Genomic DNA, 22,989 nt, shown 5'->3' on the forward strand with positions numbered 1-22,989 from the left:
GTCAAATAATGATGGCAGTGCGTAAACGTTTTATTGCCGGCGCAAAATGTCCGGCGTGTCAGGCGCAGGATTCTCTGGCAATGTGGCGTGAGAATAATGTCGATATTGTTGAGTGTGTTAAGTGTGGCCACCAGATGCGTGAGGCGGATAAAGAGGCGCAGGAGCACGTCCGTAAAGATGAACAAGTGATTGGCATTTTTCATCCGGACTAGCGTTATCTGTCGCCTTTTTTTAAGCTAGAGGGTACACGGCTGCAGAATTCCGCTACAATCTGCGCCACTATTCTTCCCATGCTCAGGAGATATCATGAAAGTAGCAAAAGACCTGGTGGTCAGCCTGGCCTATCAGGTACGTACAGAAGACGGTGTGTTGGTTGATGAGTCTCCGGTAAGCGCGCCGCTGGACTACCTGCATGGTCACGGCTCCCTGATTTCCGGCCTGGAAAATGCGCTGGATGGCCATGAAGTGGGCGACAAATTTGACGTAGAAGTCGGCGCGAACGATGCGTACGGCCAGTACGACGAAAATTTGGTTCAGCGTGTTCCTAAAGACGTCTTCATGGGCGTTGATGAACTGCAGGTTGGCATGCGTTTCCTGGCGGAAACCGACCAGGGTCCAGTGCCGGTTGAAATCACCGAAGTGGACGACGAGCACGTCGTGGTTGATGGTAACCACATGCTGGCTGGCCAGAATCTGAAGTTCAACGTTGAAGTTGTTGCGATTCGCGAAGCGACTGCAGAAGAGCTGGAGCACGGTCACGTGCACGGTGCCCACGGCCACGATCATGACCACGATCATGAAGGTTGCTGCGGCGGCCACGGCCACGATCACGACCACGGTCATGAACATGGCAAAGGTGGTTGTGGTAACGGCGGCTGCGGTTGCCACTAATACCCATCGTCTTTCAGGCCGCAGGCGCGTTGGCCTGGCTTTCAAACCCCGGTGACATCGTTCTCTATGCTGCCGGGAGTTCTCAAGCCTGCCGCCATTCTGCGACTCGACATTCTTAGGGTATTCAATCCGGTAGACATAGTGCTGCCGGAGATAGTCAAGCGGGGAAACCCGCTTTTTTTACGCCTCAATAATGTGGCGGGGGCGTTTCTTCTGCCTGTGATGCGATGTGCGATGATTGGGTCGCTTTCAGTTTTTCAACCATCAAGCGCATATGTTCACGCATCTTCGCCATTTCGATCTCATGGGCGGTGACGGTCTTGTTGAGGTCTTCAATGGTGATTTCCTGAAACGCCAGCCGGCTTTCCAGCTCCGCCAGGCGAGTCTCCAGTGTACTGTCGTGCATGAGTAACCTCTTCTGTCTTATCTCGCGAGCGGATTCTACTCAACTTTCACCCTTCGCGCAGCAACCTCGCGTAAGACAGGAAACTTATTTATACAAAAATAGTCTCAAAACTGGCGATATTCAGGAAGGTCTGTATGTAGATTTGCTCTGCAACGTTCTATAGTACCTTTTTTGCTTTTTACGATAACCCTGGGGTGAGATGCCCCGGCCCTGGAGAAATGGATGAAATCACTGTTTAAAGTAACGCTGCTGGCGACCACGATGGCTGTCGCCCTGAATGCACCGCTGACCTTTGCGGCTGATACTGCCGCGAAGACGGCACCTGCAACGGATAGCAAAGCGGCATTTAAAAATGACGATCAAAAATCTGCTTATGCGCTGGGTGCTTCACTGGGACGTTACATGGAAAACTCCCTGAAAGAACAAGAAAAACTGGGTATCAAGCTGGATAAAGATCAGCTGATCGCCGGTGTTCAGGATGCGTTTGCGAATAAAAGCAAACTGTCCGATCAAGAAATCGAGCAGACTCTGCAAACCTTCGAAACCCGCGTAAAAACTGCTGCTCAGCAGAAAATGGAAAAAGACGCGACTGAAAACGACGCTAAAGGCAAAGCCTATCGCGACACCTTCGCAAAAGAGAAGGGCGTAAAAACCTCTAAATCTGGCCTGCTGTACAAAGTTGAGAAAGAAGGGACCGGCGACGCACCGAAAGACAGTGACACTGTTGTCGTGAACTACAAAGGTACGCTGATTGACGGTAAAGAGTTCGATAACTCCTACACCCGCGGTGAGCCGCTCTCCTTCCGTCTGGACGGCGTTATCCCGGGCTGGACCGAAGGCCTGAAAAATATCAAGAAAGGCGGCAAAATCAAGCTGGTCATCCCACCGGATCTGGCTTACGGCAAAACTGGCGTCCCGGGTATTCCGGCTAACTCCACGCTGGTCTTCGACGTAGAACTGCTGGATATCAAACCGGCACCGAAAGCCGATGCCAAGCCTGAAGCGGCGGCGGATGCCAAAGCTGACGCACAAAGCGCAGACGCGAAGAAGTAATCTGGTCTAAGCCGCCGCCGTTAAAGGCGGCGGCTTTTTTATTTGGGGCAGATATAATTAAAACTGGAAAGTGCCTCAAGCGCTGTATTACTTTAGTTAGCTTAATAATGATGATGAGCCTGCCCTGACAAGCTACACCTCATCTTTCAAGCTGCCTCTGCATTGGCTGCATCCGCTTATTCCGGTTACGCACTGGAGTCAGCCCTGAGACGTGATAAGAGACATGTTTGCCTCTTACCTCGCCAGCTTACGGCTGGTCAAATTCGTTGTGACGAATGTCTCGGACGTGCACCCCTCAGCGCACCTTGAACGGTTTTGTGTAAAAAATGACAGGCTCCTGAAAAGGAGTGCTTTTTTTCATGTCCAGGTCGCTTTTAACCAACGAAACCAGTGAGCTTGACCTGCTGGATCAACGTCCTTTCGACCAGACCGACTTCGATATCCTCAAATCCTATGAAGCGGTTGTGGACGGGTTAGCGATGCTCATTGGTTCCCATTGTGAGATCGTGCTGCATTCTTTACAGGATCTGAAATGCTCCGCCATCCGCATCGCCAACGGTGAGCATACCGGGCGCCAAATCGGCTCGCCGATAACCGATCTTGCGCTGCGCATGCTGCATGATATGACGGGGGCCGATAGCAGCGTATCCAAGTGCTACTTTACGCGGGCTAAGAGCGGAGTCCTGATGAAGTCCGTCACGATCGCCATTCGCAACCGTGAGCATCGGGTCATCGGTCTGCTGTGCATCAACATGAACCTTGATGTGCCGTTCTCACAGATAATGAGCACCTTTATTCCGCCGGAAACGCCGGAGGTGAACTCTCAGGTTAACTTTGCCTCGTCAGTCGATGATTTGGTCGCTCAAACTCTTGAGTTCACTATCGAAGAAGTGAATGCCGATCGTAATGTTTCCAACAATGCTAAAAATCGCCAGATTGTCCTGAATCTCTACGAGAAAGGGATCTTTGATATCAAAGATGCCATCAACCAGGTTGCCGATCGGCTGAATATTTCCAAACATACGGTCTATCTCTATATTCGTCAGTTCAAGAGCGGCGATTTCCAGGGGCTGGATAAGTAATGCGTTTTGCCATTACGGTAACGGGGCCAGCCTACGGTACGCAGCAGGCCAGCAGCGCCTGGCAGTTTGCCCAGGCCGTTTTGCAAGAGGGTCATGATCTGGTCTGTGTCTTCTTCTATCGTGAAGGTGTCTACAACGCAAACCAGCTGACGGCGCCCGCCAGCGATGAATTTGATCTGGTACGCGCGTGGCAGCGGCTGCATGACGATCATGCTGTCGCGCTGCACATCTGCGTGGCGGCAGCCCTGCGTCGCGGTGTCACCGATGAACAAGAAGCTCAGCAGCTGGGGTTACCGGGTCATAATCTGCAGCCCGGATTTACGCTGAGCGGCCTGGGCGCGCTGGCGGAAGCCTCATTAACCTGCGATCGGATGGTGCAGTTCTGATGAAACGCGTTGCTTTTGTTTTTTCTTCTGCCCCGCATGGTTCTGCTTCGGGTCGGGAAGGTCTGGATGCGCTGCTGGCGACCTCCGCGCTGAGCGATGAGATCGGCGTATTCTTTGTCGGCGACGGCGTCTTTCAGCTGCTGCCCGGGCAACAACCGTCGGCGGTACTTGCCCGCGATTACATCGCGACCTTTAAACTCTTGCCGCTGTACGATATTGACGCGTGCTGGATATGTGCAGCGTCTGCCCGCGAACGCGGCCTGAATGCCGGGACGGCGTGGGTGGTGGATGCCGAGTGGCTTGAGCCCGAAGCGCTGCGCGCCCGACTCGATGATTTCAACGTGATTTTACGTTTCTGAGGCCCGAATGCTCCACACACTCAGCTCGTCCCCGTGGCACACCGATCTCCGCGCGATGCTACGCCTGGTAAAGGATGGCGACGATCTCCTGCTGCTTTCTGATGGCGTGATTGCGGCCATCGCCGGCGGACCTTTCCTTGAAATCCTGCGCTCTGCCCCCATAACCATTCATGCTCTGCAAGACGATATCGATGCCCGCGGGCTGGCTGGTCAAATTGCGGACAGTGTCGTCAGGGTTGGCTATACTGATTTCGTCAGAATGTCGGTCAAACATCCTGGACAGTTGTCCTGGTAATGGCGGGATCGTTGTATATTTCTTGACACCTTTTCGGCACCGCCCTAAAATTCTGCGTCCTCATATTATATGAGGCGATTTATTACGTGTTTACGAAGCAAAAGCTAAAACCAGGAGCTATTTAATGGCAACAATTAACCAGCTGGTACGCAAACCACGCGCACGCAAAGTTGCAAAGAGCAACGTGCCTGCACTGGAAGCCTGCCCGCAGAAACGTGGCGTATGTACTCGCGTATATACTACCACTCCTAAAAAACCGAACTCCGCACTGCGTAAAGTTTGCCGTGTTCGTCTGACTAACGGTTTCGAAGTCACCTCCTACATCGGCGGTGAAGGTCACAACCTGCAGGAACACTCCGTGATCCTGATCCGTGGCGGTCGTGTTAAAGACCTTCCGGGTGTTCGTTACCACACCGTTCGTGGTGCGCTTGACTGCTCCGGCGTTAAAGACCGTAAGCAAGCTCGCTCCAAGTATGGCGTGAAGCGTCCTAAGGCTTAATGGTTCTCCGTTAAGTAAGGCCAAACGTTTTATATTAATGTCAAACTAAACTCTTTGAGTTTTGGACAATCCTGAATTAACAACGGAGTATTTCCATGCCACGTCGTCGCGTCATTGGTCAGCGTAAAATCCTTCCAGATCCTAAGTTCGGATCAGAACTGCTGGCAAAATTTGTAAACATCCTGATGGTAGATGGTAAAAAATCTACTGCAGAAGCTATCGTATACAGCGCGCTGGAGACCCTGGCTCAGCGCTCTGGTAAAAATGAACTGGAAGCTTTCGAAGTCGCTCTGGACAACGTCCGTCCGACCGTCGAAGTTAAGTCCCGCCGCGTAGGTGGTTCTACTTACCAGGTTCCAGTTGAAGTCCGTCCGGTTCGTCGTAATGCCCTGGCAATGCGTTGGATCGTAGAAGCTGCTCGTAAACGTGGTGATAAATCCATGGCTCTGCGTCTGGCGAACGAACTTTCTGACGCTGCAGACAACAAAGGTACTGCAGTTAAGAAACGTGAAGACGTTCACCGCATGGCAGAAGCCAACAAGGCGTTCGCTCACTACCGTTGGTAATCCCTTCGGAGTCATAGTCACCAGGCGGGCGCTTCAGGTAAGTCGCCCGTGCTGGATAACTTAACTGAACGCCTAAAGAAATAAACGAGGAATCAAATGGCTCGTACAACACCCATCGCACGCTACCGTAACATCGGTATCAGTGCGCACATCGACGCCGGTAAAACCACTACTACCGAACGTATTCTGTTCTACACCGGTGTAAACCACAAAATCGGTGAAGTTCATGACGGCGCAGCAACCATGGACTGGATGGAGCAGGAGCAGGAGCGTGGTATCACTATCACCTCCGCAGCGACTACTGCATTCTGGTCTGGTATGGCTAAGCAGTATGAACCGCATCGCGTTAACATCATCGACACCCCGGGGCACGTTGACTTCACTATCGAAGTAGAACGTTCCATGCGTGTGCTTGATGGTGCGGTAATGGTTTACTGCGCAGTTGGTGGTGTTCAGCCGCAGTCTGAAACCGTATGGCGTCAGGCAAACAAATATAAAGTTCCGCGCATTGCGTTCGTTAACAAAATGGACCGCATGGGTGCGAACTTCCTGAAAGTTGTTGGTCAGATCAAAACCCGTCTGGGCGCGAACCCGGTTCCGCTGCAGCTGGCAATTGGTGCTGAAGAAGGTTTCACCGGTGTTGTTGACCTGGTGAAAATGAAAGCCATCAACTGGAACGAAGAAGACGCAGGCGTAACCTTCACCTATGAAGATATCCCGGCTGACATGCAGGATCTGGCTGAAGAATGGCACCAGAACCTGATCGAGTCCGCTGCAGAAGCTTCAGAAGAGCTGATGGAGAAATACCTGGGTGGTGAAGAACTGACTGAAGAAGAGATCAAAAAAGCTCTGCGTCAGCGTGTTCTGAACAACGAAATCATCCTGGTAACCTGTGGTTCTGCGTTCAAGAACAAAGGTGTTCAGGCGATGCTGGATGCGGTAATTGATTACCTGCCATCCCCGGTTGATGTACCTGCGATCAACGGTATTCTGGACGACGGTAAAGATACCCCGGCTGAGCGTCACGCTAGCGATGAAGAGCCGTTTGCTGCTCTGGCATTTAAAATCGCTACCGACCCGTTCGTGGGTAACCTGACCTTCTTCCGCGTTTACTCCGGTGTGGTTAACTCTGGTGATACCATCCTGAACTCCGTGAAATCTGCACGTGAGCGTTTCGGTCGTATCGTACAGATGCACGCTAACAAACGTGAAGAGATCAAAGAAGTTCGCGCGGGCGACATCGCTGCTGCTATCGGTCTGAAAGACGTGACTACTGGTGACACCCTGTGTAACCCGGATCACCCGATCATTCTGGAGCGTATGGAATTCCCTGAGCCGGTAATCTCCATCGCTGTTGAACCGAAAACCAAAGCTGACCAGGAAAAAATGGGTCTGGCTCTGGGTCGTCTGGCGAAAGAAGACCCGTCATTCCGCGTATGGACTGACGAAGAATCTAACCAGACCATTATCGCCGGTATGGGTGAGCTGCACCTCGACATCATCGTTGACCGTATGAAGCGTGAATTCAACGTTGAAGCGAACGTCGGTAAACCTCAGGTTGCTTACCGCGAAGCGATTCGTGCGAAAGTTACCGATATCGAAGGTAAACATGCCAAGCAGTCTGGTGGTCGCGGTCAGTATGGTCATGTTGTTATCGACATGTACCCGCTGGAGCCGGGCTCAAATCCGAAAGGATACGAGTTCATCAACGACATCAAAGGTGGTGTAATTCCTGGCGAATACATCCCGGCCGTTGATAAAGGCATCCAGGAACAGCTGAAAGCTGGTCCGCTGGCAGGTTACCCGGTAGTTGATCTCGGCGTGCGTCTGCACTTCGGTTCTTACCATGACGTTGACTCCTCTGAACTGGCGTTTAAACTGGCCGCTTCTATTGCCTTCAAAGATGGCTTTAAGAAAGCGAAACCAGTTCTGCTTGAGCCGATCATGAAGGTTGAAGTAGAAACTCCGGAAGAGAACACTGGTGACGTCATCGGTGACCTTAGCCGTCGTCGTGGTATGCTGCGTGGTCAAGAATCCAACGTTACTGGCGTTGTGATTCACGCTGAAGTTCCGCTGTCTGAAATGTTCGGATATGCAACTCAGCTGCGTTCTCTGACCAAAGGTCGTGCTTCTTACTCCATGGAGTTCCTGAAGTATGATGACGCGCCGAACAACGTTGCTCAGGCCGTAATTGAAGCCCGTGGTAAATAAGCCGTAGGGTTAAAACCAAAATCCCGTGCTCTCTCCTGAAGGGGAGAGCGCTATAGTAAGGAATATAGCCGTGTCTAAAGAAAAATTTGAACGTACAAAACCGCACGTCAACGTCGGTACTATCGGCCACGTTGACCATGGTAAAACTACTCTGACCGCTGCAATCACTACCGTTCTGGCTAAAACCTACGGTGGTTCTGCTCGTGCATTCGACCAGATCGATAACGCGCCGGAAGAAAAAGCTCGTGGTATCACCATCAACACTTCTCACGTTGAATATGACACCCCGACTCGCCACTACGCACACGTAGACTGCCCGGGCCACGCCGACTATGTTAAAAACATGATCACCGGTGCTGCTCAGATGGATGGCGCGATCCTGGTTGTTGCTGCGACTGACGGCCCGATGCCGCAGACTCGTGAGCACATCCTGCTGGGTCGTCAGGTAGGCGTTCCGTACATCATCGTGTTCCTGAACAAATGCGACATGGTTGATGACGAAGAGCTGCTGGAACTGGTTGAAATGGAAGTCCGTGAGCTGCTGTCTCAGTACGACTTCCCGGGCGACGACACGCCGATCGTTCGTGGTTCCGCTCTGAAAGCGCTGGAAGGCGAAGCAGACTGGGAAGCGAAAATCATCGAACTGGCTGGCTACCTGGATTCTTACATCCCGGAACCAGAGCGTGCGATTGACAAGCCGTTCCTGCTGCCGATCGAAGACGTATTCTCCATCTCCGGTCGTGGTACCGTTGTTACCGGTCGTGTAGAGCGCGGTATCATCAAAGTGGGCGAAGAAGTTGAAATCGTTGGTATCAAAGAGACTGCGAAGTCTACCTGTACTGGCGTTGAAATGTTCCGCAAACTGCTGGACGAAGGCCGTGCTGGTGAGAACGTTGGTGTTCTGCTGCGTGGTATCAAACGTGAAGAAATCGAACGTGGTCAGGTACTGGCTAAGCCGGGCTCTATCAAGCCGCACACCAAGTTCGAATCTGAAGTGTACATTCTGTCCAAAGACGAAGGCGGCCGTCATACTCCGTTCTTCAAAGGCTACCGTCCGCAGTTCTACTTCCGTACAACTGACGTGACTGGCACCATCGAACTGCCGGAAGGCGTAGAGATGGTCATGCCGGGCGACAACATCAAAATGGTTGTTACCCTGATTCACCCGATCGCGATGGACGACGGTCTGCGTTTCGCAATCCGTGAAGGCGGCCGTACCGTTGGCGCGGGCGTTGTAGCTAAAGTTCTGGGCTAATTATTAGTTCTGAATGAAAAAGGGCGCTTCGGCGCCCTTTTTGCTGCTCGTCATCTGGCGTCGAGCAAAATCATGTTTGTATGAAAAAAGAACATCTCTTTGAGTATTTAATCAACGCACTATTGTAATTATAACTATTCTCATTTACACTTTTGAGCATAAATTGAACGGGAGTCGGTATGTACGTTTGTTTGTGTAATGGTGTAAACGATAAAAAAATTCGTCAGGCCGTTCGTCAATTTCATCCACAGTCTTTTCAGCAATTGCGCAAATTCATTCCTGTTGGAAATCAATGCGGTAAATGTGTCCGTGCCGCCCGTGAGATTATGGAAGATGAATTAACCCGCATGCCGGAATACCAGGAGAGCGCTTAAGAGCTCAGGCTTTTCTTTGACATCTTTATAGCCCGAACTACGCTTCAATAAGTGGAAGCGGAGGGACTATATAATGAAAGGTGATGTCAAAATCATAAGTTATCTCAATAAATTGTTGGGAAATGAGCTTGTCGCAATAAATCAGTACTTTCTTCACGCCAGAATGTTCAAGAACTGGGGCCTGATGCGCCTCAATGATGTTGAATATCATGAATCCATCGATGAAATGAAACACGCCGATAAGTACATCGAGCGCATTCTATTCCTTGAAGGTATCCCCAATCTGCAGGATCTTGGCAAGCTGGGCATCGGTGAAGATGTCGAAGAGATGCTGCAATCTGATTTACGACTGGAACTCGAAGGCGCAAAAGATCTACGTGAGGCGATCGCTTATGCCGACAGCGTCCATGACTATGTCAGTCGCGACATGCTTATTGAAATCCTGACAGACGAAGAAGGCCATATTGACTGGCTGGAAACGGAGCTGGATCTGATTGGTAAATTAGGACTGCAAAACTATCTCCAGTCACAAATCAAAGTGGCTGACTGACTAGCGTTTGCCACCCGCACCAAAAACCCGCTGCAGCCAAAAAAGGGCCAAAAGGCAGCGGGTTGTTCAATGAGCGCTGTACTTTCCCGAGAATCATCAATAGCAGCATGACTCCACCGGCGAAGACCGTCGCCATAAAAACCAGCAGCGGCAGCATTTGCCAACCGTGCCACGCGCCAAGTGCGGCCAGAAATTTGACATCGCCATAGCCAAGCCCTTCATAACCGCGAACCCCCCGATAGAGCCAATAGAGGCACGTGAAAGCCAGATAGCCGCCGATGGCGCCGCCAACGGCATACTCCAGCTGTAGCGGAGCGTAGTAAAGATAATAGAACAGCCCGCTCCAGAGCAGGGGGCAGGTCAGGCGATCGGGAAGCAGGCCGTAGCGCAGATCGTACCAGCAGAGGGCGAGCGACAGACCGCTATAGAGAAGTAATAAGAGGGGCATCATCGATAAGGTTCCCTGGCGATGGGGATATGCGCGGAGTCTGGTCGAAAAAGAGAGGGATAGCAAAGGCCCGTATTCATTATCGCGAGGCGCCATCCGCGGTATTAACTCAGTTTTCACTACTTTCTATGCCCGCTCGCCGCGGCACGCAAAAATGATTGCTGATTTTGTATGCAGCACTTGCGTCGAGCCCGAATTTGCGTATAATGCGCGGGCCTGTCAAAATTGGCAGGCTGGTTCGATATGAACCCTGATAGAGCTTTTAGCTATCAAACAATGTTCCCAATTGGGGAACTATGTAAGAACGGTTACACTCTCCCATCAATCGTAATGGGTATGAGGAGTAACCATTTCGTCTATAAATAATTGGAGCTCTGGTCTCATGCAGAACCAAAGAATCCGTATCCGTCTTAAAGCGTTTGATCATCGTCTGATCGATCAATCAACCGCGGAAATCGTCGAGACTGCCAAGCGCACTGGTGCGCAGGTCCGTGGTCCGATCCCGCTGCCGACCCGCAAAGAGCGCTTTACCGTTCTGATTTCTCCGCACGTCAACAAAGATGCGCGCGATCAGTACGAAATCCGCACTCACAAGCGTCTGGTTGACATCGTTGAGCCAACTGAGAAAACCGTTGATGCTCTGATGCGTCTGGATCTGGCTGCCGGTGTAGACGTGCAGATCAGCCTGGGTTAATCAGGTCATCGAGCGATTGAGAGGTTGAAACAATGATTGGTTTAGTCGGTAAAAAAGTGGGCATGACCCGCATCTTCACTGAAGATGGCGTATCTATCCCAGTAACCGTAATCGAAGTTGAAGCAAACCGTGTTGCTCAGGTCAAAGACCTGGCTAACGATGGTTACCGCGCAATTCAGGTTACCACCGGTGCTAAAAAAGCTAACCGTGTAACCAAGCCGGAAGCTGGTCACTTCGCTAAAGCTGGCGTAGAAGCTGGCCGTGGTCTGTGGGAATTCCGTCTTGCTGACGGCGAAGAATTCACCGTAGGTCAGAGCATTAGCGTTGAACTGTTTGCTGACGTTAAAAAAGTTGACGTAACCGGTACCTCTAAAGGTAAAGGTTTTGCTGGTACCGTTAAGCGCTGGAACTTCCGTACCCAGGACGCTACTCACGGTAACTCCTTGTCCCACCGCGTTCCGGGTTCTATCGGTCAGAACCAGACTCCGGGCAAAGTGTTCAAAGGCAAGAAAATGGCAGGTCAGCTGGGTAATGAGCGTGTCACCGTTCAGAGCCTGGACGTAGTACGTGTTGACGCTGAGCGCAACCTGCTGCTGGTTAAAGGTGCGGTCCCGGGTGCAACCGGTAGCGACCTGATCGTTAAACCAGCTGTGAAGGCGTAAGGGGATAGCAATGGAATTAGTATTGAAAGACGCGCAGAGCGCGCTGACTGTTTCCGAAACTACCTTCGGTCGTGATTTCAACGAAGCGCTGGTTCACCAGGTTGTAGTTGCTTATGCAGCTGGTGCTCGTCAGGGTACTCGTGCTCAGAAGACTCGTGCTGAAGTAACTGGTTCAGGCAAAAAGCCGTGGCGCCAGAAAGGTACCGGCCGTGCGCGTTCAGGTTCTATCAAGAGCCCGATCTGGCGTTCCGGTGGCGTAACCTTCGCTGCTCGTCCGCAGGACCACAGTCAAAAAGTTAACAAAAAGATGTACCGCGGCGCGCTGAAAAGCATTTTGTCCGAACTGGTACGTCAGGATCGTCTGATCGTTGTCGAGAAGTTCTCTGTTGAAGCGCCTAAAACTAAGCTGCTGGCACAGAAACTGAAAGACATGGCTCTGGAAGATGTGCTGATCATCACCGGTGAGCTGGACGAGAACCTGTTCCTGGCTGCGCGCAACCTGCACAAGGTTGACGTACGCGATGCAACTGGTATCGACCCGGTTAGCCTGATCGCCTTCGACAAAGTCGTAATGACTGCTGATGCTGTTAAGCAAGTTGAGGAGATGCTGGCATGATTCGTGAAGAACGTCTGCTGAAGGTGCTGCGTGCACCGCACGTTTCTGAAAAAGCGTCTGCTGCGATGGAAAAAACAAACACCATCGTTCTCAAAGTTGCTAAAGACGCGACCAAAGCAGAAATCAAAGCTGCTGTGCAGAAACTGTTTGAAGTCGAAGTCGAAGTCGTTAACACCCTGGTAGTTAAAGGGAAAGTTAAACGTCACGGACAGCGTATCGGTCGTCGTAGCGACTGGAAAAAAGCTTACGTCACCCTGAAAGAAGGCCAGAATCTGGACTTCGTTGGCGGCGCTGAGTAAGTCGGAGGAGTAATACAATGGCAGTTGTTAAATGTAAACCGACATCTCCGGGTCGTCGCCACGTTGTTAAAGTGGTTAACCCTGAGCTGCACAAGGGCAAACCTTTTGCTCCGTTGCTGGAAAAAAACAGCAAATCCGGTGGTCGTAACAACAATGGCCGTATCACCACCCGTCATATCGGTGGTGGCCACAAGCAGGCTTACCGTATTGTTGACTTCAAACGCAACAAAGATGGTATCCCGGCAGTTGTTGAGCGTCTTGAGTACGATCCGAACCGTTCCGCGAACATCGCGCTGGTTCTGTACAAAGATGGCGAACGCCGTTACATCCTGGCCCCTAAAGGCCTGAAAGCTGGCGACCAGATTCAGTCTGGCGTTGATGCTGCAATCAAAGCAGGCAACACCCTGCCGATGCGCAATATCCCGGTTGGTTCTACCGTTCATAACGTAGAAATGAAACCAGGTAAAGGCGGTCAGCTGGCTCGTTCCGCTGGTACTTACGTTCAGATCGTTGCTCGCGACGGTGCTTATGTCACCCTGCGTCTGCGTTCTGGTGAAATGCGTAAAGTCGAAGCAGACTGCCGCGCTACTCTGGGCGAAGTTGGCAATGCTGAGCATATGCTGCGCGTACTGGGTAAAGCAGGTGCTGCACGCTGGCGTGGTGTTCGTCCTACCGTTCGCGGTACTGCGATGAACCCAGTCGACCACCCACATGGTGGTGGTGAAGGTCGTAACTTTGGTAAGCACCCGGTATCCCCGTGGGGCCTGCAGACCAAAGGTAAGAAGACCCGCAGCAACAAGCGTACTGATAAATTCATCGTACGTCGCCGTAGCAAATAATTTTAGAGGATAAGCCATGCCACGTTCTCTCAAGAAAGGTCCTTTTATTGACCTGCACTTGCTGAAGAAGGTAGAGAAAGCGGTGGAAAGCGGAGACAAGAAGCCCCTGCGCACTTGGTCCCGTCGTTCAACGATCTTTCCTAACATGATCGGTTTGACCATCGCTGTCCATAATGGTCGTCAGCACGTTCCAGTTTTTGTTTCCGACGAAATGGTTGGTCACAAACTGGGTGAATTCGCACCGACTCGTACTTATCGCGGCCACGCTGCTGATAAAAAAGCGAAGAAGAAATAAGGTAGGAGGAAGAGATGGAAACTTTAGCTCAACATCGCCATGCTCGTTCTTCTGCTCAGAAGGTTCGCCTTGTAGCTGACCTGATTCGCGGTAAGAAAGTGTCGCAGGCCCTGGATATTCTGACCTACACCAACAAGAAAGCTGCTGTACTGGTCAAGAAGGTACTGGAATCTGCCATTGCTAACGCTGAACACAACGATGGCGCTGACATTGACGATCTGAAAGTTGCGAAAATTTTCGTAGACGAAGGCCCGAGCATGAAGCGCATTATGCCGCGTGCGAAAGGTCGTGCAGATCGCATCCTGAAGCGCACCAGCCACATCACTGTGGTTGTGTCCGATCGCTGAGACTCTGGAGACTAGCAATGGGTCAGAAAGTACATCCTAATGGTATTCGCCTGGGTATTGTCAAACCATGGAACTCTACCTGGTTCGCGAACACCAAAGAATTCGCTGACAACCTGGACAGCGATTTTAAAGTACGTCAGTTCCTGACTAAAGAACTGGCTAAAGCGTCCGTATCTCGTATCGTTATCGAGCGTCCGGCTAAGAGCATCCGTGTGACTATTCACACTGCTCGCCCGGGCATCGTGATCGGTAAGAAAGGCGAAGACGTAGAAAAACTGCGCAAGGTCGTAGCGGATATCGCTGGCGTTCCTGCACAGATCAATATCGCCGAAGTTCGTAAGCCAGAACTGGACGCTAAATTGGTTGCTGACAGCATCACTTCTCAGCTGGAACGTCGCGTTATGTTCCGTCGTGCGATGAAGCGTGCTGTACAGAACGCAATGCGTCTGGGCGCTAAAGGTATCAAAGTTGAAGTTAGCGGCCGTCTGGGCGGCGCGGAAATCGCACGTACCGAATGGTACCGTGAAGGTCGCGTACCGCTGCACACTCTGCGTGCTGACATCGACTACAACACCTCTGAAGCGCACACCACTTACGGTGTAATCGGCGTTAAGGTATGGATCTTCAAAGGCGAGATCCTGGGTGGTATGGCTGCTGTTGAACAACCGGAACCGGCTGCTCAACCTAAAAAGCAGCAGCGTAAAGGCCGTAAATAAGGAGCGTCGCTGATGTTACAACCAAAGCGTACAAAATTCCGTAAAGTGCACAAAGGCCGCAACCGTGGTCTGGCGCAGGGTACGGATGTTAGCTTCGGCACTTTCGGTCTGAAAGCTGTTGGCCGTGGTCGTCTGACTGCACGTCAGATCGAAGCAGCACGTCGTGCTATGACCCGTGCAGTTAAGCGTCAAGGTAAGATCTGGATCCGTGTATTCCCGGACAAACCGATCACCGAGAAGCCGCTGGAAGTTCGTATGGGTAAAGGTAAAGGTAACGTGGAGTACTGGGTTGCCTTGATTCAGCCGGGTAAAGTCCTTTATGAAATGGACGGCGTACCGGAAGAGCTGGCCCGTGAAGCCTTCGGCCTGGCAGCAGCGAAACTGCCTATCAAAACCACCTTTGTAACTAAGACGGTGATGTAATGAAAGCAAAAGAGCTGCGTGAAAAAAGCGTTGAAGAGCTGAACGCTGAGCTGCTGAACCTGCTGCGTGAGCAGTTCAACCTGCGTATGCAGGCTGCAAGTGGCCAGCTGCAACAGACTCATCTGCTGAAGCAAGTGCGTCGTGATGTTGCACGCGTTAAGACTTTACTGACTGAGAAGGCGGGTGCGTAATGACCGATAAAATCCGTACTCTGCAAGGTCGCGTAGTTAGCAATAAAATGGAGAAATCCATCGTTGTTGCTATCGAACGTTTTGTGAAACACCCGATCTACGGTAAATTCATCAAGCGTACGACCAAACTGCACGTACATGACGAGAACAACGAATGCGGTATCGGCGACGTGGTCGAAATCCACGAATGCCGTCCGCTGTCCAAGACTAAGTCCTGGACGCTGGTTCGCGTTGTAGAGAAAGCAGTTCTGTAATAGAGCCTGCATTCTCAACGGATAAACGGCTCAGCGATGAGCCGTTTATTTTTTCTACCCATATCCGATTTCCGGTGTTATAATGCCGCGCCCTCGATATGGGGATTTTTAACGGCCCGACTTTGGGTCTCAGTAGTAGTTGACATTAGCGGAGCACTAAAATGATCCAAGAACAGACTATGCTGAACGTCGCCGACAACTCCGGTGCACGTCGCGTAATGTGTATCAAGGTTCTGGGTGGCTCGCACCGTCGCTACGCAGGCGTAGGCGACATCATCAAGATCACCATCAAGGAAGCAATTCCGCGTGGTAAGGTCAAGAAAGGTGATGTGCTGAAGGCGGTAGTGGTGCGCACCAAGAAGGGTGTTCGTCGCCCGGACGGTTCTGTCATTCGCTTCGATGGTAATGCATGCGTTATTCTGAACAATAACAGCGAGCAGCCCATCGGTACGCGTATTTTTGGGCCGGTAACTCGTGAGCTTCGTACCGAGAAGTTCATGAAAATTATCTCTCTGGCACCAGAAGTACTCTAAGGAGCGAATCATGGCAGCGAAAATCCGTCGTGATGACGAAGTTATCGTGTTAACCGGTAAAGATAAAGGTAAACGCGGTAAAGTTAAGAATGTCTTGTCTTCCGGCAAGCTCATTGTTGAAGGTATCAACCTGGTTAAGAAACACCAGAAGCCGGTTCCGGCTCTGAACCAACCAGGCGGCATCGTTGAAAAAGAAGCTGCTATTCAGGTTTCTAACGTTGCAATCTTCAATGCGGCAACCGGCAAGGCTGACCGTGTAGGCTTTAGATTCGAAGACGGCAAAAAAGTCCGTTTCTTCAAGTCTAACAGCGAAACTATCAAGTAATTTGGAGTAGTACGATGGCGAAACTGCATGATTACTACAAAGACGAAGTAGTTAATAAACTCATGACTGAGTTTAACTACAATTCTGTCATGCAAGTCCCTCGGGTCGAGAAGATCACCCTGAACATGGGTGTTGGTGAAGCGATCGCTGACAAGAAACTGCTGGATAACGCAGCAGCTGATCTGACAGCAATCTCCGGTCAAAAGCCGTTGATCACCAAAGCACGCAAATCAGTTGCAGGCTTCAAAATCCGTCAGGGCTATCCGATCGGCTGTAAAGTAACTCTGCGTGGCGAACGCATGTGGGAGTTCTTTGAGCGCCTGATCACTATTGCTGTACCGCGTATCCGTGACTTCCGTGGCTTGTCCGCTAAGTCTTTCGACGGTCGTGGTAACTACAGCATGGGTGTCCGTGAGCAGATCATCTTCCCAGAAATCGACTACGATAAAGTCGACCGCGTTCGTGGTTTGGATATTACCATTACCACTACTGCGAAATCTGATGAAGAAGGCCGCGCTCTGCTGGCTGCCTTTGACTTCCCGTTCCGCAAGTAAGGTAGGGTTACTTAATGGCTAAGCAATCAATGAAAGCACGCGAAGTAAAGCGCGTGGCTTTAGCTGATAAATTCTTCGCTAAACGCGCTGAACTGAAAGCTATCATCTCTGATGTGAACGCAACCGACGAAGATCGTTGGAATGCCGTTCTCAAGCTGCAGACTCTGCCGCGTGATTCCAGCCCGTCTCGTCAGCGTAACCGCTGCCGTCAAACAGGTCGTCCGCATGGTTTCCTGCGGAAGTTCGGGTTGAGCCGTATCAAGGTCCGTGAAGCCGCAATGCGCGGTGAAATCCCGGGTCTGAAAAAGGCTAGCTGGTAATTGTCACCAATTGAATCACGGGAGTAAAGACAGATGAGCATGCAAGATCCGATCGCGGATATGCTGACCCGTATCCGTAACGGTCAGGCCGCGAATAAAGCTGCGGTCACCATGCCTTCCTCCAAGCTGAAAGTGGCAATTGCCAACGTGCTGAAGGAAGAAGGCTTTATTGAAGATTTTAAAGTTGAAGGCGACATCAAGCCGGAACTGGAACTGACTCTTAAGTATTTCCAGGGTAAAGCTGTTGTAGAAAGCATTCAGCGTGTCAGCCGCCCAGGTCTGCGCATCTATAAGCGTAAAGATGAGCTGCCAAAAGTTATGGCGGGTCTGGGTATCGCAGTTATTTCTACCTCTAAAGGTGTTATGACTGATCGTGCAGCGCGCCAAGCTGGTCTTGGTGGCGAAATTATCTGCTACGTAGCCTAATCGGAGGAAAAAATGTCTCGTGTTGCTAAAGCACCGGTCGTTATTCCTGCCGGCGTTGACGTAAAAATCAACGGTCAGGTTATTACGATCAAAGGTAAGAATGGCGAGCTGACTCGTACTCTCAACGATGCTGTTGAAGTTAAACATGCAGATAATGCACTGACCTTCGGTCCGCGTGATGGTTTCGCAGACGGTTGGGCTCAGGCTGGTACCGCGCGTGCCCTGCTTAACTCAGTAGTTATCGGTGTTACCGAAGGCTTCACTAAAAAGCTTCAGCTGGTTGGTGTAGGTTATCGTGCAGCGGTTAAAGGGGATGTAGTAAACCTGGCTTTAGGTTTCTCTCATCCTGTTGAACACAAACTGCCGGCCGGTATCACTGCAGAATGCCCGACTCAAACTGAAATCGTGCTGAAAGGCGCTGATAAGCAGGTGATCGGTCAGGTTGCAGCAGATCTGCGCGCCTACCGTCGTCCTGAGCCTTATAAAGGCAAGGGTGTTCGTTACGCCGACGAAGTCGTGCGTACCAAAGAGGCTAAGAAGAAGTAAGGTAACACTATGGATAAGAAATCTGCTCGTATCCGTCGTGCGACCCGCGCACGCCGCAAGCTCCAGGAGCTGGGTGCAACTCGCCTGGTGGTACATCGTACCCCGCGTCATATTTACGCACAGGTAATTGCACCGAACGGTTCTGAAGTTCTGGTAGCTGCTTCTACTGTAGAAAAAGCTATCGCTGAACAACTGAAGTACACCGGTAACAAAGACGCGGCTGCAGCTGTGGGTAAAGCTGTTGCTGAACGCGCTCTGGAAAAAGGCATCAAAGATGTTTCCTTTGACCGTTCCGGGTTCCAATATCATGGTCGTGTCCAGGCACTGGCAGATGCTGCCCGTGAAGCTGGCCTTCAGTTCTAAGGTAGAGGTGTAAGATGGCTCACATCGAAAAACAAGCTGGCGAACTGCAGGAAAAGCTGATCGCGGTTAACCGCGTATCTAAAACCGTTAAAGGTGGTCGTATTTTCTCCTTCACAGCTCTGACTGTAGTTGGTGATGGTAATGGCCGCGTAGGTTTTGGTTACGGTAAAGCGCGTGAAGTTCCAGCAGCGATCCAGAAAGCGATGGAAAAAGCCCGTCGCAATATGATTAACGTCGCGCTGAACCACGGCACCCTGCAACACCCGGTTAAAGGTGTTCACACGGGTTCTCGTGTATTCATGCAGCCAGCTTCCGAAGGTACCGGTATCATCGCCGGTGGTGCAATGCGCGCCGTTCTGGAAGTTGCTGGAGTTCATAACGTTCTGGCTAAAGCATATGGTTCCACCAACCCGATCAACGTGGTTCGTGCAACTATTGATGGCCTGGAAAATATGAATTCTCCAGAAATGGTCGCTGCCAAGCGTGGTAAATCCGTTGAAGAAATTCTGGGGAAATAAACCATGGCAAAGACTATTAAAATTACTCAAACCCGCAGTGCAATCGGTCGTCTGCCGAAACACAAGGCAACGCTGCTTGGCCTGGGTCTGCGTCGTATTGGTCACACCGTAGAACGCGAGGATACTCCTGCTGTTCGTGGTATGGTCAACGCGGTTTCCTTTATGGTTAAAGTTGAGGAGTAAGAGATGCGTTTAAATACTCTGTCTCCGGCCGAAGGCTCCAAAAAGGCGGGTAAACGCCTTGGTCGTGGTATCGGTTCTGGCCTCGGTAAAACCGGTGGTCGTGGTCACAAAGGTCAGAACTCTCGTTCTGGCGGTGGCGTACGTCGCGGTTTCGAGGGTGGTCAGATGCCTCTGTACCGTCGTCTGCCGAAATTCGGCTTCACTTCTCGTAAAGCGATGATCACTGCAGAAGTTCGTCTGTCTGATCTGGCTCACGTAGAAGGCGATGTAGTCGACCTGAACACGCTGAAAGCAGCTAACATTATCGGTATTCAGATTGAGTTCGCGAAAGTGATCCTGTCTGGTGAGGTAGCTCGTCCGGTAACTGTTCGTGGCCTGCGTGTGACTAAAGGTGCTCGTGCTGCTATCGAAGCTGCTGGCGGTAAAATTGAGGAATAAGTAGCAGATGGCTAAGCAACCGGGATTAGATTTTCAAAGTGCCAAAGGTGGACTTGGCGAACTGAAACGCAGACTTTTGTTTGTTATCGGTGCGCTGATTGTGTTCCGTATTGGTTCTTTTATTCCGATCCCTGGTATTGATGCCGCTGTACTTGCCAAACTGCTTGAGCAACAGCGAGGCACCATCATTGAAATGTTCAACATGTTCTCTGGTGGTGCTCTCAGCCGTGCTTCTATCTTTGCTTTGGGTATCATGCCGTATATTTCGGCATCGATTATTGTCCAACTGTTGACGGTTGTTTATCAGCCGCTGGCAGAAATAAAGAAAGAAGGGGAGTCTGGTCGTCGTAAGATCAGCCAGTACACCCGCTACGGTACTCTGGTGCTGGCGATATTCCAGTCGATCGGTATTGCTACCGGTCTGCCGAATATGCCTGGTATGCAGGGCCTGGTGATGAATCCAGGCTTTGCATTCTATTTCACCGCTGTTGTAAGTCTGGTCACAGGGACGATGTTCCTGATGTGGCTCGGCGAACAGATTACTGAACGTGGTATCGGTAACGGTATTTCGATCATTATCTTCGCTGGTATTGTTGCGGGTCTCCCGCCAGCCATCGCCCATACTATCGAGCAAGCGCGTCAAGGCGACCTGCACTTCCTCCTGTTGCTGTTGGTTGCAGTATTAGTATTTGCCGTGACCTTCTTTGTTGTATTCGTAGAACGTGGTCAACGCCGCATTGTGGTGAACTACGCGAAGCGTCAACAAGGTCGTCGTGTCTATGCTGCACAGAGCACACATTTACCGCTGAAAGTGAATATGGCAGGGGTTATCCCGGCAATCTTCGCTTCCAGTATTATTCTGTTCCCTGCGACCATCGCGTCATGGTTCGGGGGCGGAACCGGTTGGAACTGGCTGACAACAATTTCGCTGTATTTGCAGCCTGGGCAACCGCTTTATGTGTTACTCTATGCGTCTGCAATCATATTCTTCTGTTTCTTCTACACGGCGTTGGTTTTCAACCCGCGTGAAACAGCAGATAACCTGAAGAAGTCCGGTGCATTTGTACCAGGAATTCGTCCGGGAGAGCAAACGGCGAAGTATATTGATAAAGTGATGACTCGCCTGACCTTGGTTGGTGCGTTATACATTACCTTTATCTGCCTGATCCCGGAGTTCATGCGTGATGCAATGAAAGTGCCGTTCTACTTCGGTGGAACCTCGCTGCTTATTGTTGTCGTTGTGATTATGGACTTTATGGCTCAAGTGCAAACTCTGATGATGTCAAGTCAGTACGAGTCTGCATTGAAGAAGGCGAACCTGAAAGGCTACGGCCGCTAACAGGGCGCCCGAGAAGTTACGGAGAGTAAAAATGAAAGTTCGTGCTTCCGTCAAGAAATTATGCCGTAACTGCAAAATCGTTAAGCGTGATGGCGTCATCCGCGTGATTTGCAGTGCCGAGCCAAAGCATAAACAGCGCCAAGGCTGATTTTTTCGCATATTTTTCTTGCAAAGTTGGATTGAGCTGGCTAGATTAGCCAGCCAATCTTTTGTATGTCTGTGCGTTTCCATTTGAGTATCCTGAAAACGGGCTTTTCAGCATGGTGCGTACATATTAAATAGTAGGAGTGCATAGTGGCCCGTATAGCAGGCATTAACATTCCTGATCAGAAACATACCGTAATCGCATTAACTGCTATTTTCGGTATCGGCAAGACCCGCTCTAAAGCCATCTGTGCTGACACGGGTATCGCTGAAAATGTTAAGATCAGTGAGCTGTCTGAAGAACAAATTGAATCCCTGCGTGAAGCAGTAGGTAAATTTGTCGTTGAAGGTGATCTGCGCCGTGAAATCACCCTGAGCATCAAGCGTCTGATGGACCTTGGTTGCTATCGTGGTTTACGCCATCGTCGTGGTCTTCCGGTTCGCGGTCAGCGTACTAAGACCAACGCACGTACCCGTAAGGGTCCGCGTAAACCGATCAAGAAATAATCGGGGTGATTGAATAATGGCAAAGGCACCAGTTCGTGCACGTAAGCGTGTAAGAAAACAAGTCTCTGATGGCGTGGCTCATGTCCATGCTTCTTTTAACAACACCATCGTTACCATTACCGATCGTCAGGGTAACGCACTGGGTTGGGCAACAGCCGGTGGTTCCGGTTTCCGTGGTTCTCGCAAATCCACTCCGTTTGCAGCTCAGGTTGCAGCAGAGCGTTGCGCTGAAGCCGTAAAAGAATACGGCATCAAGAATCTGGAAGTTATGGTCAAAGGTCCGGGTCCGGGTCGCGAATCTACCATTCGTGCACTGAACGCCGCTGGTTTCCGCATCACTAATATTACTGATGTGACTCCGATCCCTCATAACGGTTGTCGTCCGCCGAAAAAACGTCGCGTATAACGCGCTCGTTTCTAGGATTGTTGGAGAAAGAAAATGGCAAGATATTTGGGTCCTAAGCTCAAGCTGAGCCGTCGTGAGGGCACCGACTTATTCCTTAAGTCTGGCGTTCGCGCGATCGATACCAAGTGTAAAATTGAACAAGCTCCTGGCCAGCACGGTGCGCGTAAGCCGCGTCTGTCTGACTATGGTGTGCAGTTGCGTGAAAAGCAAAAAGTTCGCCGTATGTACGGTGTGCTGGAGCGTCAGTTCCGTAACTACTATAAAGAAGCAGCACGTCTGAAAGGCAACACCGGTGAAAACCTGTTAGCTCTGCTGGAAGGTCGTCTGGACAACGTTGTATACCGTATGGGCTTCGGCGCGACTCGTGCTGAATCACGTCAGCTGGTTAGCCACAAAGCTATCATGGTAAACGGTCGTGTTGTTAACATTGCTTCTTATCAGGTTAAAGCGAACGACGTTGTTAGCATTCGTGAGAAAGCGAAAAAGCAATCTCGCGTGAAAGCCGCTCTGGAGCTGGCTGAGCAGCGTGAAAAGCCAACCTGGCTGGAAGTTGATGCTGGCAAGATGGAAGGTACGTTCAAGCGTCAGCCGGAACGTTCTGATCTGTCTGCGGACATTAACGAACACCTGATCGTCGAGCTTTACTCCAAGTAAAGCTTAGTACCAAAGAGAGGAC

General features: G+C 51.0%; 41 protein-coding genes. 39 read left to right on the forward strand and 2 right to left on the reverse strand.

Annotated elements, in window-relative coordinates; genetic code table 11:
* The first annotated feature begins 11 nt into the window (after positions 1–11).
* Both AC236I_RS02015 and slyD read left to right on the forward strand, forming a co-directional pair.
* Complete coding sequence (locus tag AC236I_RS02015) at positions 12–212, forward strand: YheV family putative zinc ribbon protein (protein ID WP_015585624.1); 201 nt, start codon at positions 12–14, stop codon at positions 210–212.
* A gap of 94 nt (positions 213–306) precedes the next feature.
* The gene (gene slyD / locus AC236I_RS02020; RefSeq protein WP_004868397.1) at positions 307–891 is read left to right on the forward strand and encodes a peptidylprolyl isomerase; all 585 of its coding nucleotides are present in this window, start codon (positions 307–309) and stop codon (positions 889–891) included.
* A 187-nt stretch (positions 892–1,078) separates the two neighbouring features.
* Here the strand turns inward: slyD and AC236I_RS02025 are convergent, their stop codons facing one another.
* Positions 1,079–1,297, reverse strand: coding sequence for a protein SlyX (locus AC236I_RS02025; RefSeq protein ID WP_004868395.1), 219 nt, complete (start codon positions 1,295–1,297; stop codon positions 1,079–1,081).
* A 222-nt stretch (positions 1,298–1,519) separates the two neighbouring features.
* Here AC236I_RS02025 and fkpA point away from each other — a divergent pair, with 222 nt between their 5' ends.
* From fkpA to bfr, 11 genes are all read left to right on the forward strand, one after another.
* Positions 1,520–2,350, forward strand: coding sequence for an FKBP-type peptidyl-prolyl cis-trans isomerase (gene fkpA, locus AC236I_RS02030; RefSeq protein ID WP_015585625.1), 831 nt, complete (start codon positions 1,520–1,522; stop codon positions 2,348–2,350).
* A gap of 359 nt (positions 2,351–2,709) precedes the next feature.
* The gene (locus AC236I_RS02035) at positions 2,710–3,432 is read left to right on the forward strand and encodes a helix-turn-helix transcriptional regulator (protein ID WP_004868391.1); all 723 of its coding nucleotides are present in this window, start codon (positions 2,710–2,712) and stop codon (positions 3,430–3,432) included.
* Positions 3,432–3,818 (forward strand): sulfurtransferase complex subunit TusD, encoded by a 387-nt coding sequence (gene tusD / locus AC236I_RS02040; protein WP_015585626.1) that lies wholly within the window; start codon positions 3,432–3,434, stop codon positions 3,816–3,818. Before AC236I_RS02035 ends, tusD begins: the two co-directional genes overlap by 1 nt.
* A complete protein-coding gene (gene tusC / locus AC236I_RS02045; RefSeq protein WP_004868388.1) occupies positions 3,818–4,177 on the forward strand; it encodes a sulfurtransferase complex subunit TusC in 360 nt (119 codons plus the stop codon). The genes tusD and tusC overlap by 1 nt, the downstream gene beginning before the upstream one ends.
* A 7-nt stretch (positions 4,178–4,184) precedes the next feature.
* Positions 4,185–4,472 carry a sulfurtransferase complex subunit TusB gene (tusB, locus tag AC236I_RS02050; protein ID WP_004868385.1) on the forward strand — a complete coding sequence of 96 codons (288 nt, stop codon included), beginning with the start codon at positions 4,185–4,187 and terminating at the stop codon, positions 4,470–4,472.
* A gap of 124 nt (positions 4,473–4,596) precedes the next feature.
* On the forward strand, positions 4,597–4,971 hold the full coding sequence (gene rpsL, locus AC236I_RS02055; RefSeq protein ID WP_002920115.1) for a 30S ribosomal protein S12: 375 nt from the start codon (positions 4,597–4,599) through the stop codon (positions 4,969–4,971).
* 95 nt (positions 4,972–5,066) lie between these two features.
* Positions 5,067–5,537, forward strand: coding sequence for a 30S ribosomal protein S7 (gene rpsG / locus AC236I_RS02060; RefSeq protein ID WP_004106370.1), 471 nt, complete (start codon positions 5,067–5,069; stop codon positions 5,535–5,537).
* Positions 5,538–5,633: 96 nt separating this feature from the next.
* On the forward strand, positions 5,634–7,748 hold the full coding sequence (gene fusA / locus AC236I_RS02065) for an elongation factor G (RefSeq protein WP_004868382.1): 2,115 nt from the start codon (positions 5,634–5,636) through the stop codon (positions 7,746–7,748).
* 70 nt (positions 7,749–7,818) lie between these two features.
* Positions 7,819–9,003, forward strand: a complete 1,185-nt coding sequence (tuf, locus tag AC236I_RS02070) for an elongation factor Tu (RefSeq protein ID WP_004118409.1) — start codon at positions 7,819–7,821, stop codon at positions 9,001–9,003.
* 179 nt (positions 9,004–9,182) lie between these two features.
* Positions 9,183–9,377, forward strand: a complete 195-nt coding sequence (gene bfd / locus AC236I_RS02075) for a bacterioferritin-associated ferredoxin (RefSeq protein WP_004868381.1) — start codon at positions 9,183–9,185, stop codon at positions 9,375–9,377.
* Between the two features lie 73 nt (positions 9,378–9,450).
* The gene (gene bfr / locus AC236I_RS02080; protein ID WP_004868378.1) at positions 9,451–9,927 is read left to right on the forward strand and encodes a bacterioferritin; all 477 of its coding nucleotides are present in this window, start codon (positions 9,451–9,453) and stop codon (positions 9,925–9,927) included.
* Here bfr and AC236I_RS02085 read toward each other — a convergent pair.
* A complete protein-coding gene (locus AC236I_RS02085; protein WP_044351181.1) occupies positions 9,911–10,378 on the reverse strand; it encodes a prepilin peptidase in 468 nt (155 codons plus the stop codon). The genes bfr and AC236I_RS02085 overlap by 17 nt on opposite strands.
* A 379-nt stretch (positions 10,379–10,757) precedes the next feature.
* On the opposite strand from AC236I_RS02085, the gene rpsJ reads away from it, so the two are divergent.
* The 26 genes from rpsJ (at position 10,758) to rpsD (ending at position 22,967) form a co-directional block, all read left to right on the forward strand.
* Positions 10,758–11,069, forward strand: coding sequence for a 30S ribosomal protein S10 (gene rpsJ / locus AC236I_RS02090; RefSeq protein WP_001181005.1), 312 nt, complete (start codon positions 10,758–10,760; stop codon positions 11,067–11,069).
* A gap of 32 nt (positions 11,070–11,101) precedes the next feature.
* Positions 11,102–11,731, forward strand: coding sequence for a 50S ribosomal protein L3 (gene rplC / locus AC236I_RS02095; RefSeq protein ID WP_004868374.1), 630 nt, complete (start codon positions 11,102–11,104; stop codon positions 11,729–11,731).
* A 10-nt stretch (positions 11,732–11,741) separates the two neighbouring features.
* Positions 11,742–12,347 carry a 50S ribosomal protein L4 gene (gene rplD, locus AC236I_RS02100; protein ID WP_000424395.1) on the forward strand — a complete coding sequence of 202 codons (606 nt, stop codon included), beginning with the start codon at positions 11,742–11,744 and terminating at the stop codon, positions 12,345–12,347.
* The gene (gene rplW / locus AC236I_RS02105; RefSeq protein WP_004868363.1) at positions 12,344–12,646 is read left to right on the forward strand and encodes a 50S ribosomal protein L23; all 303 of its coding nucleotides are present in this window, start codon (positions 12,344–12,346) and stop codon (positions 12,644–12,646) included. The genes rplD and rplW overlap by 4 nt, the downstream gene beginning before the upstream one ends.
* Before the next feature lie 17 nt (positions 12,647–12,663).
* The gene (gene rplB / locus AC236I_RS02110) at positions 12,664–13,485 is read left to right on the forward strand and encodes a 50S ribosomal protein L2 (RefSeq protein ID WP_002919786.1); all 822 of its coding nucleotides are present in this window, start codon (positions 12,664–12,666) and stop codon (positions 13,483–13,485) included.
* Between the two features lie 16 nt (positions 13,486–13,501).
* Positions 13,502–13,780 carry a 30S ribosomal protein S19 gene (rpsS, locus tag AC236I_RS02115; RefSeq protein WP_001138115.1) on the forward strand — a complete coding sequence of 93 codons (279 nt, stop codon included), beginning with the start codon at positions 13,502–13,504 and terminating at the stop codon, positions 13,778–13,780.
* A gap of 14 nt (positions 13,781–13,794) precedes the next feature.
* Complete coding sequence (gene rplV / locus AC236I_RS02120) at positions 13,795–14,127, forward strand: 50S ribosomal protein L22 (protein WP_002919773.1); 333 nt, start codon at positions 13,795–13,797, stop codon at positions 14,125–14,127.
* A gap of 17 nt (positions 14,128–14,144) precedes the next feature.
* Complete coding sequence (rpsC, locus tag AC236I_RS02125; protein WP_002919766.1) at positions 14,145–14,843, forward strand: 30S ribosomal protein S3; 699 nt, start codon at positions 14,145–14,147, stop codon at positions 14,841–14,843.
* A gap of 12 nt (positions 14,844–14,855) precedes the next feature.
* Positions 14,856–15,266 carry a 50S ribosomal protein L16 gene (gene rplP / locus AC236I_RS02130; RefSeq protein WP_002919759.1) on the forward strand — a complete coding sequence of 137 codons (411 nt, stop codon included), beginning with the start codon at positions 14,856–14,858 and terminating at the stop codon, positions 15,264–15,266.
* On the forward strand, positions 15,266–15,457 hold the full coding sequence (gene rpmC / locus AC236I_RS02135) for a 50S ribosomal protein L29 (protein WP_004868359.1): 192 nt from the start codon (positions 15,266–15,268) through the stop codon (positions 15,455–15,457). The genes rplP and rpmC overlap by 1 nt, the downstream gene beginning before the upstream one ends.
* Complete coding sequence (gene rpsQ, locus AC236I_RS02140) at positions 15,457–15,711, forward strand: 30S ribosomal protein S17 (protein ID WP_004868357.1); 255 nt, start codon at positions 15,457–15,459, stop codon at positions 15,709–15,711. The genes rpmC and rpsQ overlap by 1 nt, the downstream gene beginning before the upstream one ends.
* A 161-nt stretch (positions 15,712–15,872) precedes the next feature.
* Positions 15,873–16,244, forward strand: coding sequence for a 50S ribosomal protein L14 (gene rplN, locus AC236I_RS02145; RefSeq protein WP_002919748.1), 372 nt, complete (start codon positions 15,873–15,875; stop codon positions 16,242–16,244).
* Between the two features lie 10 nt (positions 16,245–16,254).
* The gene (gene rplX / locus AC236I_RS02150) at positions 16,255–16,569 is read left to right on the forward strand and encodes a 50S ribosomal protein L24 (RefSeq protein WP_004106345.1); all 315 of its coding nucleotides are present in this window, start codon (positions 16,255–16,257) and stop codon (positions 16,567–16,569) included.
* 14 nt (positions 16,570–16,583) lie between these two features.
* Positions 16,584–17,123 (forward strand): 50S ribosomal protein L5, encoded by a 540-nt coding sequence (gene rplE, locus AC236I_RS02155; protein ID WP_001096206.1) that lies wholly within the window; start codon positions 16,584–16,586, stop codon positions 17,121–17,123.
* A gap of 14 nt (positions 17,124–17,137) precedes the next feature.
* On the forward strand, positions 17,138–17,443 hold the full coding sequence (gene rpsN / locus AC236I_RS02160; RefSeq protein WP_002919667.1) for a 30S ribosomal protein S14: 306 nt from the start codon (positions 17,138–17,140) through the stop codon (positions 17,441–17,443).
* 33 nt (positions 17,444–17,476) lie between these two features.
* The gene (gene rpsH, locus AC236I_RS02165; RefSeq protein WP_004106343.1) at positions 17,477–17,869 is read left to right on the forward strand and encodes a 30S ribosomal protein S8; all 393 of its coding nucleotides are present in this window, start codon (positions 17,477–17,479) and stop codon (positions 17,867–17,869) included.
* Positions 17,870–17,881: 12 nt separating this feature from the next.
* Positions 17,882–18,415 (forward strand): 50S ribosomal protein L6, encoded by a 534-nt coding sequence (gene rplF, locus AC236I_RS02170; protein ID WP_004868354.1) that lies wholly within the window; start codon positions 17,882–17,884, stop codon positions 18,413–18,415.
* 9 nt (positions 18,416–18,424) lie between these two features.
* A complete protein-coding gene (gene rplR / locus AC236I_RS02175) occupies positions 18,425–18,778 on the forward strand; it encodes a 50S ribosomal protein L18 (protein WP_000358960.1) in 354 nt (117 codons plus the stop codon).
* Between the two features lie 14 nt (positions 18,779–18,792).
* Positions 18,793–19,296: a 30S ribosomal protein S5 gene (gene rpsE, locus AC236I_RS02180; RefSeq protein ID WP_004106339.1), complete on the forward strand. Its 504-nt coding sequence runs from the start codon at positions 18,793–18,795 to the stop codon at positions 19,294–19,296.
* A gap of 3 nt (positions 19,297–19,299) precedes the next feature.
* Positions 19,300–19,479: a 50S ribosomal protein L30 gene (rpmD, locus tag AC236I_RS02185; protein WP_001140434.1), complete on the forward strand. Its 180-nt coding sequence runs from the start codon at positions 19,300–19,302 to the stop codon at positions 19,477–19,479.
* A gap of 3 nt (positions 19,480–19,482) precedes the next feature.
* A complete protein-coding gene (gene rplO / locus AC236I_RS02190) occupies positions 19,483–19,917 on the forward strand; it encodes a 50S ribosomal protein L15 (protein WP_004868352.1) in 435 nt (144 codons plus the stop codon).
* Between the two features lie 7 nt (positions 19,918–19,924).
* Positions 19,925–21,256 carry a preprotein translocase subunit SecY gene (gene secY, locus AC236I_RS02195; protein ID WP_004868351.1) on the forward strand — a complete coding sequence of 444 codons (1,332 nt, stop codon included), beginning with the start codon at positions 19,925–19,927 and terminating at the stop codon, positions 21,254–21,256.
* A gap of 31 nt (positions 21,257–21,287) precedes the next feature.
* Positions 21,288–21,404: a 50S ribosomal protein L36 gene (gene rpmJ / locus AC236I_RS02200; protein ID WP_000868187.1), complete on the forward strand. Its 117-nt coding sequence runs from the start codon at positions 21,288–21,290 to the stop codon at positions 21,402–21,404.
* 146 nt (positions 21,405–21,550) lie between these two features.
* Positions 21,551–21,907, forward strand: coding sequence for a 30S ribosomal protein S13 (gene rpsM, locus AC236I_RS02205; protein ID WP_004868349.1), 357 nt, complete (start codon positions 21,551–21,553; stop codon positions 21,905–21,907).
* A gap of 16 nt (positions 21,908–21,923) precedes the next feature.
* A complete protein-coding gene (gene rpsK / locus AC236I_RS02210) occupies positions 21,924–22,313 on the forward strand; it encodes a 30S ribosomal protein S11 (RefSeq protein ID WP_004138423.1) in 390 nt (129 codons plus the stop codon).
* 33 nt (positions 22,314–22,346) lie between these two features.
* On the forward strand, positions 22,347–22,967 hold the full coding sequence (gene rpsD / locus AC236I_RS02215; RefSeq protein WP_004868345.1) for a 30S ribosomal protein S4: 621 nt from the start codon (positions 22,347–22,349) through the stop codon (positions 22,965–22,967).
* Positions 22,968–22,989 lie beyond the last annotated feature (22 nt).

Source organism: Klebsiella sp. Sb-30 (assembly GCF_057652795.1).

Excerpts from the sequence above, each read along its gene's own strand:
- AC236I_RS02025 (WP_004868395.1), bottom strand. The coding sequence starts at position 1,297 with ATGCACGACAGTACACTGGAGACTCGCCTGGCGGAGCTGGAAAGCCGG.
- AC236I_RS02015 (WP_015585624.1), top strand. The coding sequence starts at position 12 with ATGGCAGTGCGTAAACGTTTTATTGCCGGCGCAAAATGTCCGGCGTGT.
- rplC (WP_004868374.1), top strand. The coding sequence starts at position 11,102 with ATGATTGGTTTAGTCGGTAAAAAAGTGGGCATGACCCGCATCTTCACT.
- rpsQ (WP_004868357.1), top strand. The coding sequence starts at position 15,457 with ATGACCGATAAAATCCGTACTCTGCAAGGTCGCGTAGTTAGCAATAAA.
- slyD (WP_004868397.1), top strand. The coding sequence starts at position 307 with ATGAAAGTAGCAAAAGACCTGGTGGTCAGCCTGGCCTATCAGGTACGT.
- rpsG (WP_004106370.1), top strand. The coding sequence starts at position 5,067 with ATGCCACGTCGTCGCGTCATTGGTCAGCGTAAAATCCTTCCAGATCCT.
- rplW (WP_004868363.1), top strand. The coding sequence starts at position 12,344 with ATGATTCGTGAAGAACGTCTGCTGAAGGTGCTGCGTGCACCGCACGTT.
- rplF (WP_004868354.1), top strand. The coding sequence starts at position 17,882 with ATGTCTCGTGTTGCTAAAGCACCGGTCGTTATTCCTGCCGGCGTTGAC.
- rpmC (WP_004868359.1), top strand. The coding sequence starts at position 15,266 with ATGAAAGCAAAAGAGCTGCGTGAAAAAAGCGTTGAAGAGCTGAACGCT.
- tusC (WP_004868388.1), top strand. The coding sequence starts at position 3,818 with ATGAAACGCGTTGCTTTTGTTTTTTCTTCTGCCCCGCATGGTTCTGCT.
- rplN (WP_002919748.1), top strand. The coding sequence starts at position 15,873 with ATGATCCAAGAACAGACTATGCTGAACGTCGCCGACAACTCCGGTGCA.
- fusA (WP_004868382.1), top strand. The coding sequence starts at position 5,634 with ATGGCTCGTACAACACCCATCGCACGCTACCGTAACATCGGTATCAGT.
- rplV (WP_002919773.1), top strand. The coding sequence starts at position 13,795 with ATGGAAACTTTAGCTCAACATCGCCATGCTCGTTCTTCTGCTCAGAAG.
- rplX (WP_004106345.1), top strand. The coding sequence starts at position 16,255 with ATGGCAGCGAAAATCCGTCGTGATGACGAAGTTATCGTGTTAACCGGT.
- rpsC (WP_002919766.1), top strand. The coding sequence starts at position 14,145 with ATGGGTCAGAAAGTACATCCTAATGGTATTCGCCTGGGTATTGTCAAA.
- rpsL (WP_002920115.1), top strand. The coding sequence starts at position 4,597 with ATGGCAACAATTAACCAGCTGGTACGCAAACCACGCGCACGCAAAGTT.
- rpmD (WP_001140434.1), top strand. The coding sequence starts at position 19,300 with ATGGCAAAGACTATTAAAATTACTCAAACCCGCAGTGCAATCGGTCGT.
- rplE (WP_001096206.1), top strand. The coding sequence starts at position 16,584 with ATGGCGAAACTGCATGATTACTACAAAGACGAAGTAGTTAATAAACTC.
- rpsS (WP_001138115.1), top strand. The coding sequence starts at position 13,502 with ATGCCACGTTCTCTCAAGAAAGGTCCTTTTATTGACCTGCACTTGCTG.
- rplD (WP_000424395.1), top strand. The coding sequence starts at position 11,742 with ATGGAATTAGTATTGAAAGACGCGCAGAGCGCGCTGACTGTTTCCGAA.
- AC236I_RS02085 (WP_044351181.1), bottom strand. The coding sequence starts at position 10,378 with ATGATGCCCCTCTTATTACTTCTCTATAGCGGTCTGTCGCTCGCCCTC.
- fkpA (WP_015585625.1), top strand. The coding sequence starts at position 1,520 with ATGAAATCACTGTTTAAAGTAACGCTGCTGGCGACCACGATGGCTGTC.
- rpsJ (WP_001181005.1), top strand. The coding sequence starts at position 10,758 with ATGCAGAACCAAAGAATCCGTATCCGTCTTAAAGCGTTTGATCATCGT.
- tusD (WP_015585626.1), top strand. The coding sequence starts at position 3,432 with ATGCGTTTTGCCATTACGGTAACGGGGCCAGCCTACGGTACGCAGCAG.
- secY (WP_004868351.1), top strand. The coding sequence starts at position 19,925 with ATGGCTAAGCAACCGGGATTAGATTTTCAAAGTGCCAAAGGTGGACTT.
- AC236I_RS02035 (WP_004868391.1), top strand. The coding sequence starts at position 2,710 with ATGTCCAGGTCGCTTTTAACCAACGAAACCAGTGAGCTTGACCTGCTG.
- tusB (WP_004868385.1), top strand. The coding sequence starts at position 4,185 with ATGCTCCACACACTCAGCTCGTCCCCGTGGCACACCGATCTCCGCGCG.
- rplB (WP_002919786.1), top strand. The coding sequence starts at position 12,664 with ATGGCAGTTGTTAAATGTAAACCGACATCTCCGGGTCGTCGCCACGTT.
- rpmJ (WP_000868187.1), top strand. The coding sequence starts at position 21,288 with ATGAAAGTTCGTGCTTCCGTCAAGAAATTATGCCGTAACTGCAAAATC.
- rpsN (WP_002919667.1), top strand. The coding sequence starts at position 17,138 with ATGGCTAAGCAATCAATGAAAGCACGCGAAGTAAAGCGCGTGGCTTTA.
- bfd (WP_004868381.1), top strand. The coding sequence starts at position 9,183 with ATGTACGTTTGTTTGTGTAATGGTGTAAACGATAAAAAAATTCGTCAG.
- rplR (WP_000358960.1), top strand. The coding sequence starts at position 18,425 with ATGGATAAGAAATCTGCTCGTATCCGTCGTGCGACCCGCGCACGCCGC.
- rpsE (WP_004106339.1), top strand. The coding sequence starts at position 18,793 with ATGGCTCACATCGAAAAACAAGCTGGCGAACTGCAGGAAAAGCTGATC.
- rpsD (WP_004868345.1), top strand. The coding sequence starts at position 22,347 with ATGGCAAGATATTTGGGTCCTAAGCTCAAGCTGAGCCGTCGTGAGGGC.
- rplP (WP_002919759.1), top strand. The coding sequence starts at position 14,856 with ATGTTACAACCAAAGCGTACAAAATTCCGTAAAGTGCACAAAGGCCGC.
- rpsH (WP_004106343.1), top strand. The coding sequence starts at position 17,477 with ATGAGCATGCAAGATCCGATCGCGGATATGCTGACCCGTATCCGTAAC.
- bfr (WP_004868378.1), top strand. The coding sequence starts at position 9,451 with ATGAAAGGTGATGTCAAAATCATAAGTTATCTCAATAAATTGTTGGGA.
- rpsK (WP_004138423.1), top strand. The coding sequence starts at position 21,924 with ATGGCAAAGGCACCAGTTCGTGCACGTAAGCGTGTAAGAAAACAAGTC.
- rplO (WP_004868352.1), top strand. The coding sequence starts at position 19,483 with ATGCGTTTAAATACTCTGTCTCCGGCCGAAGGCTCCAAAAAGGCGGGT.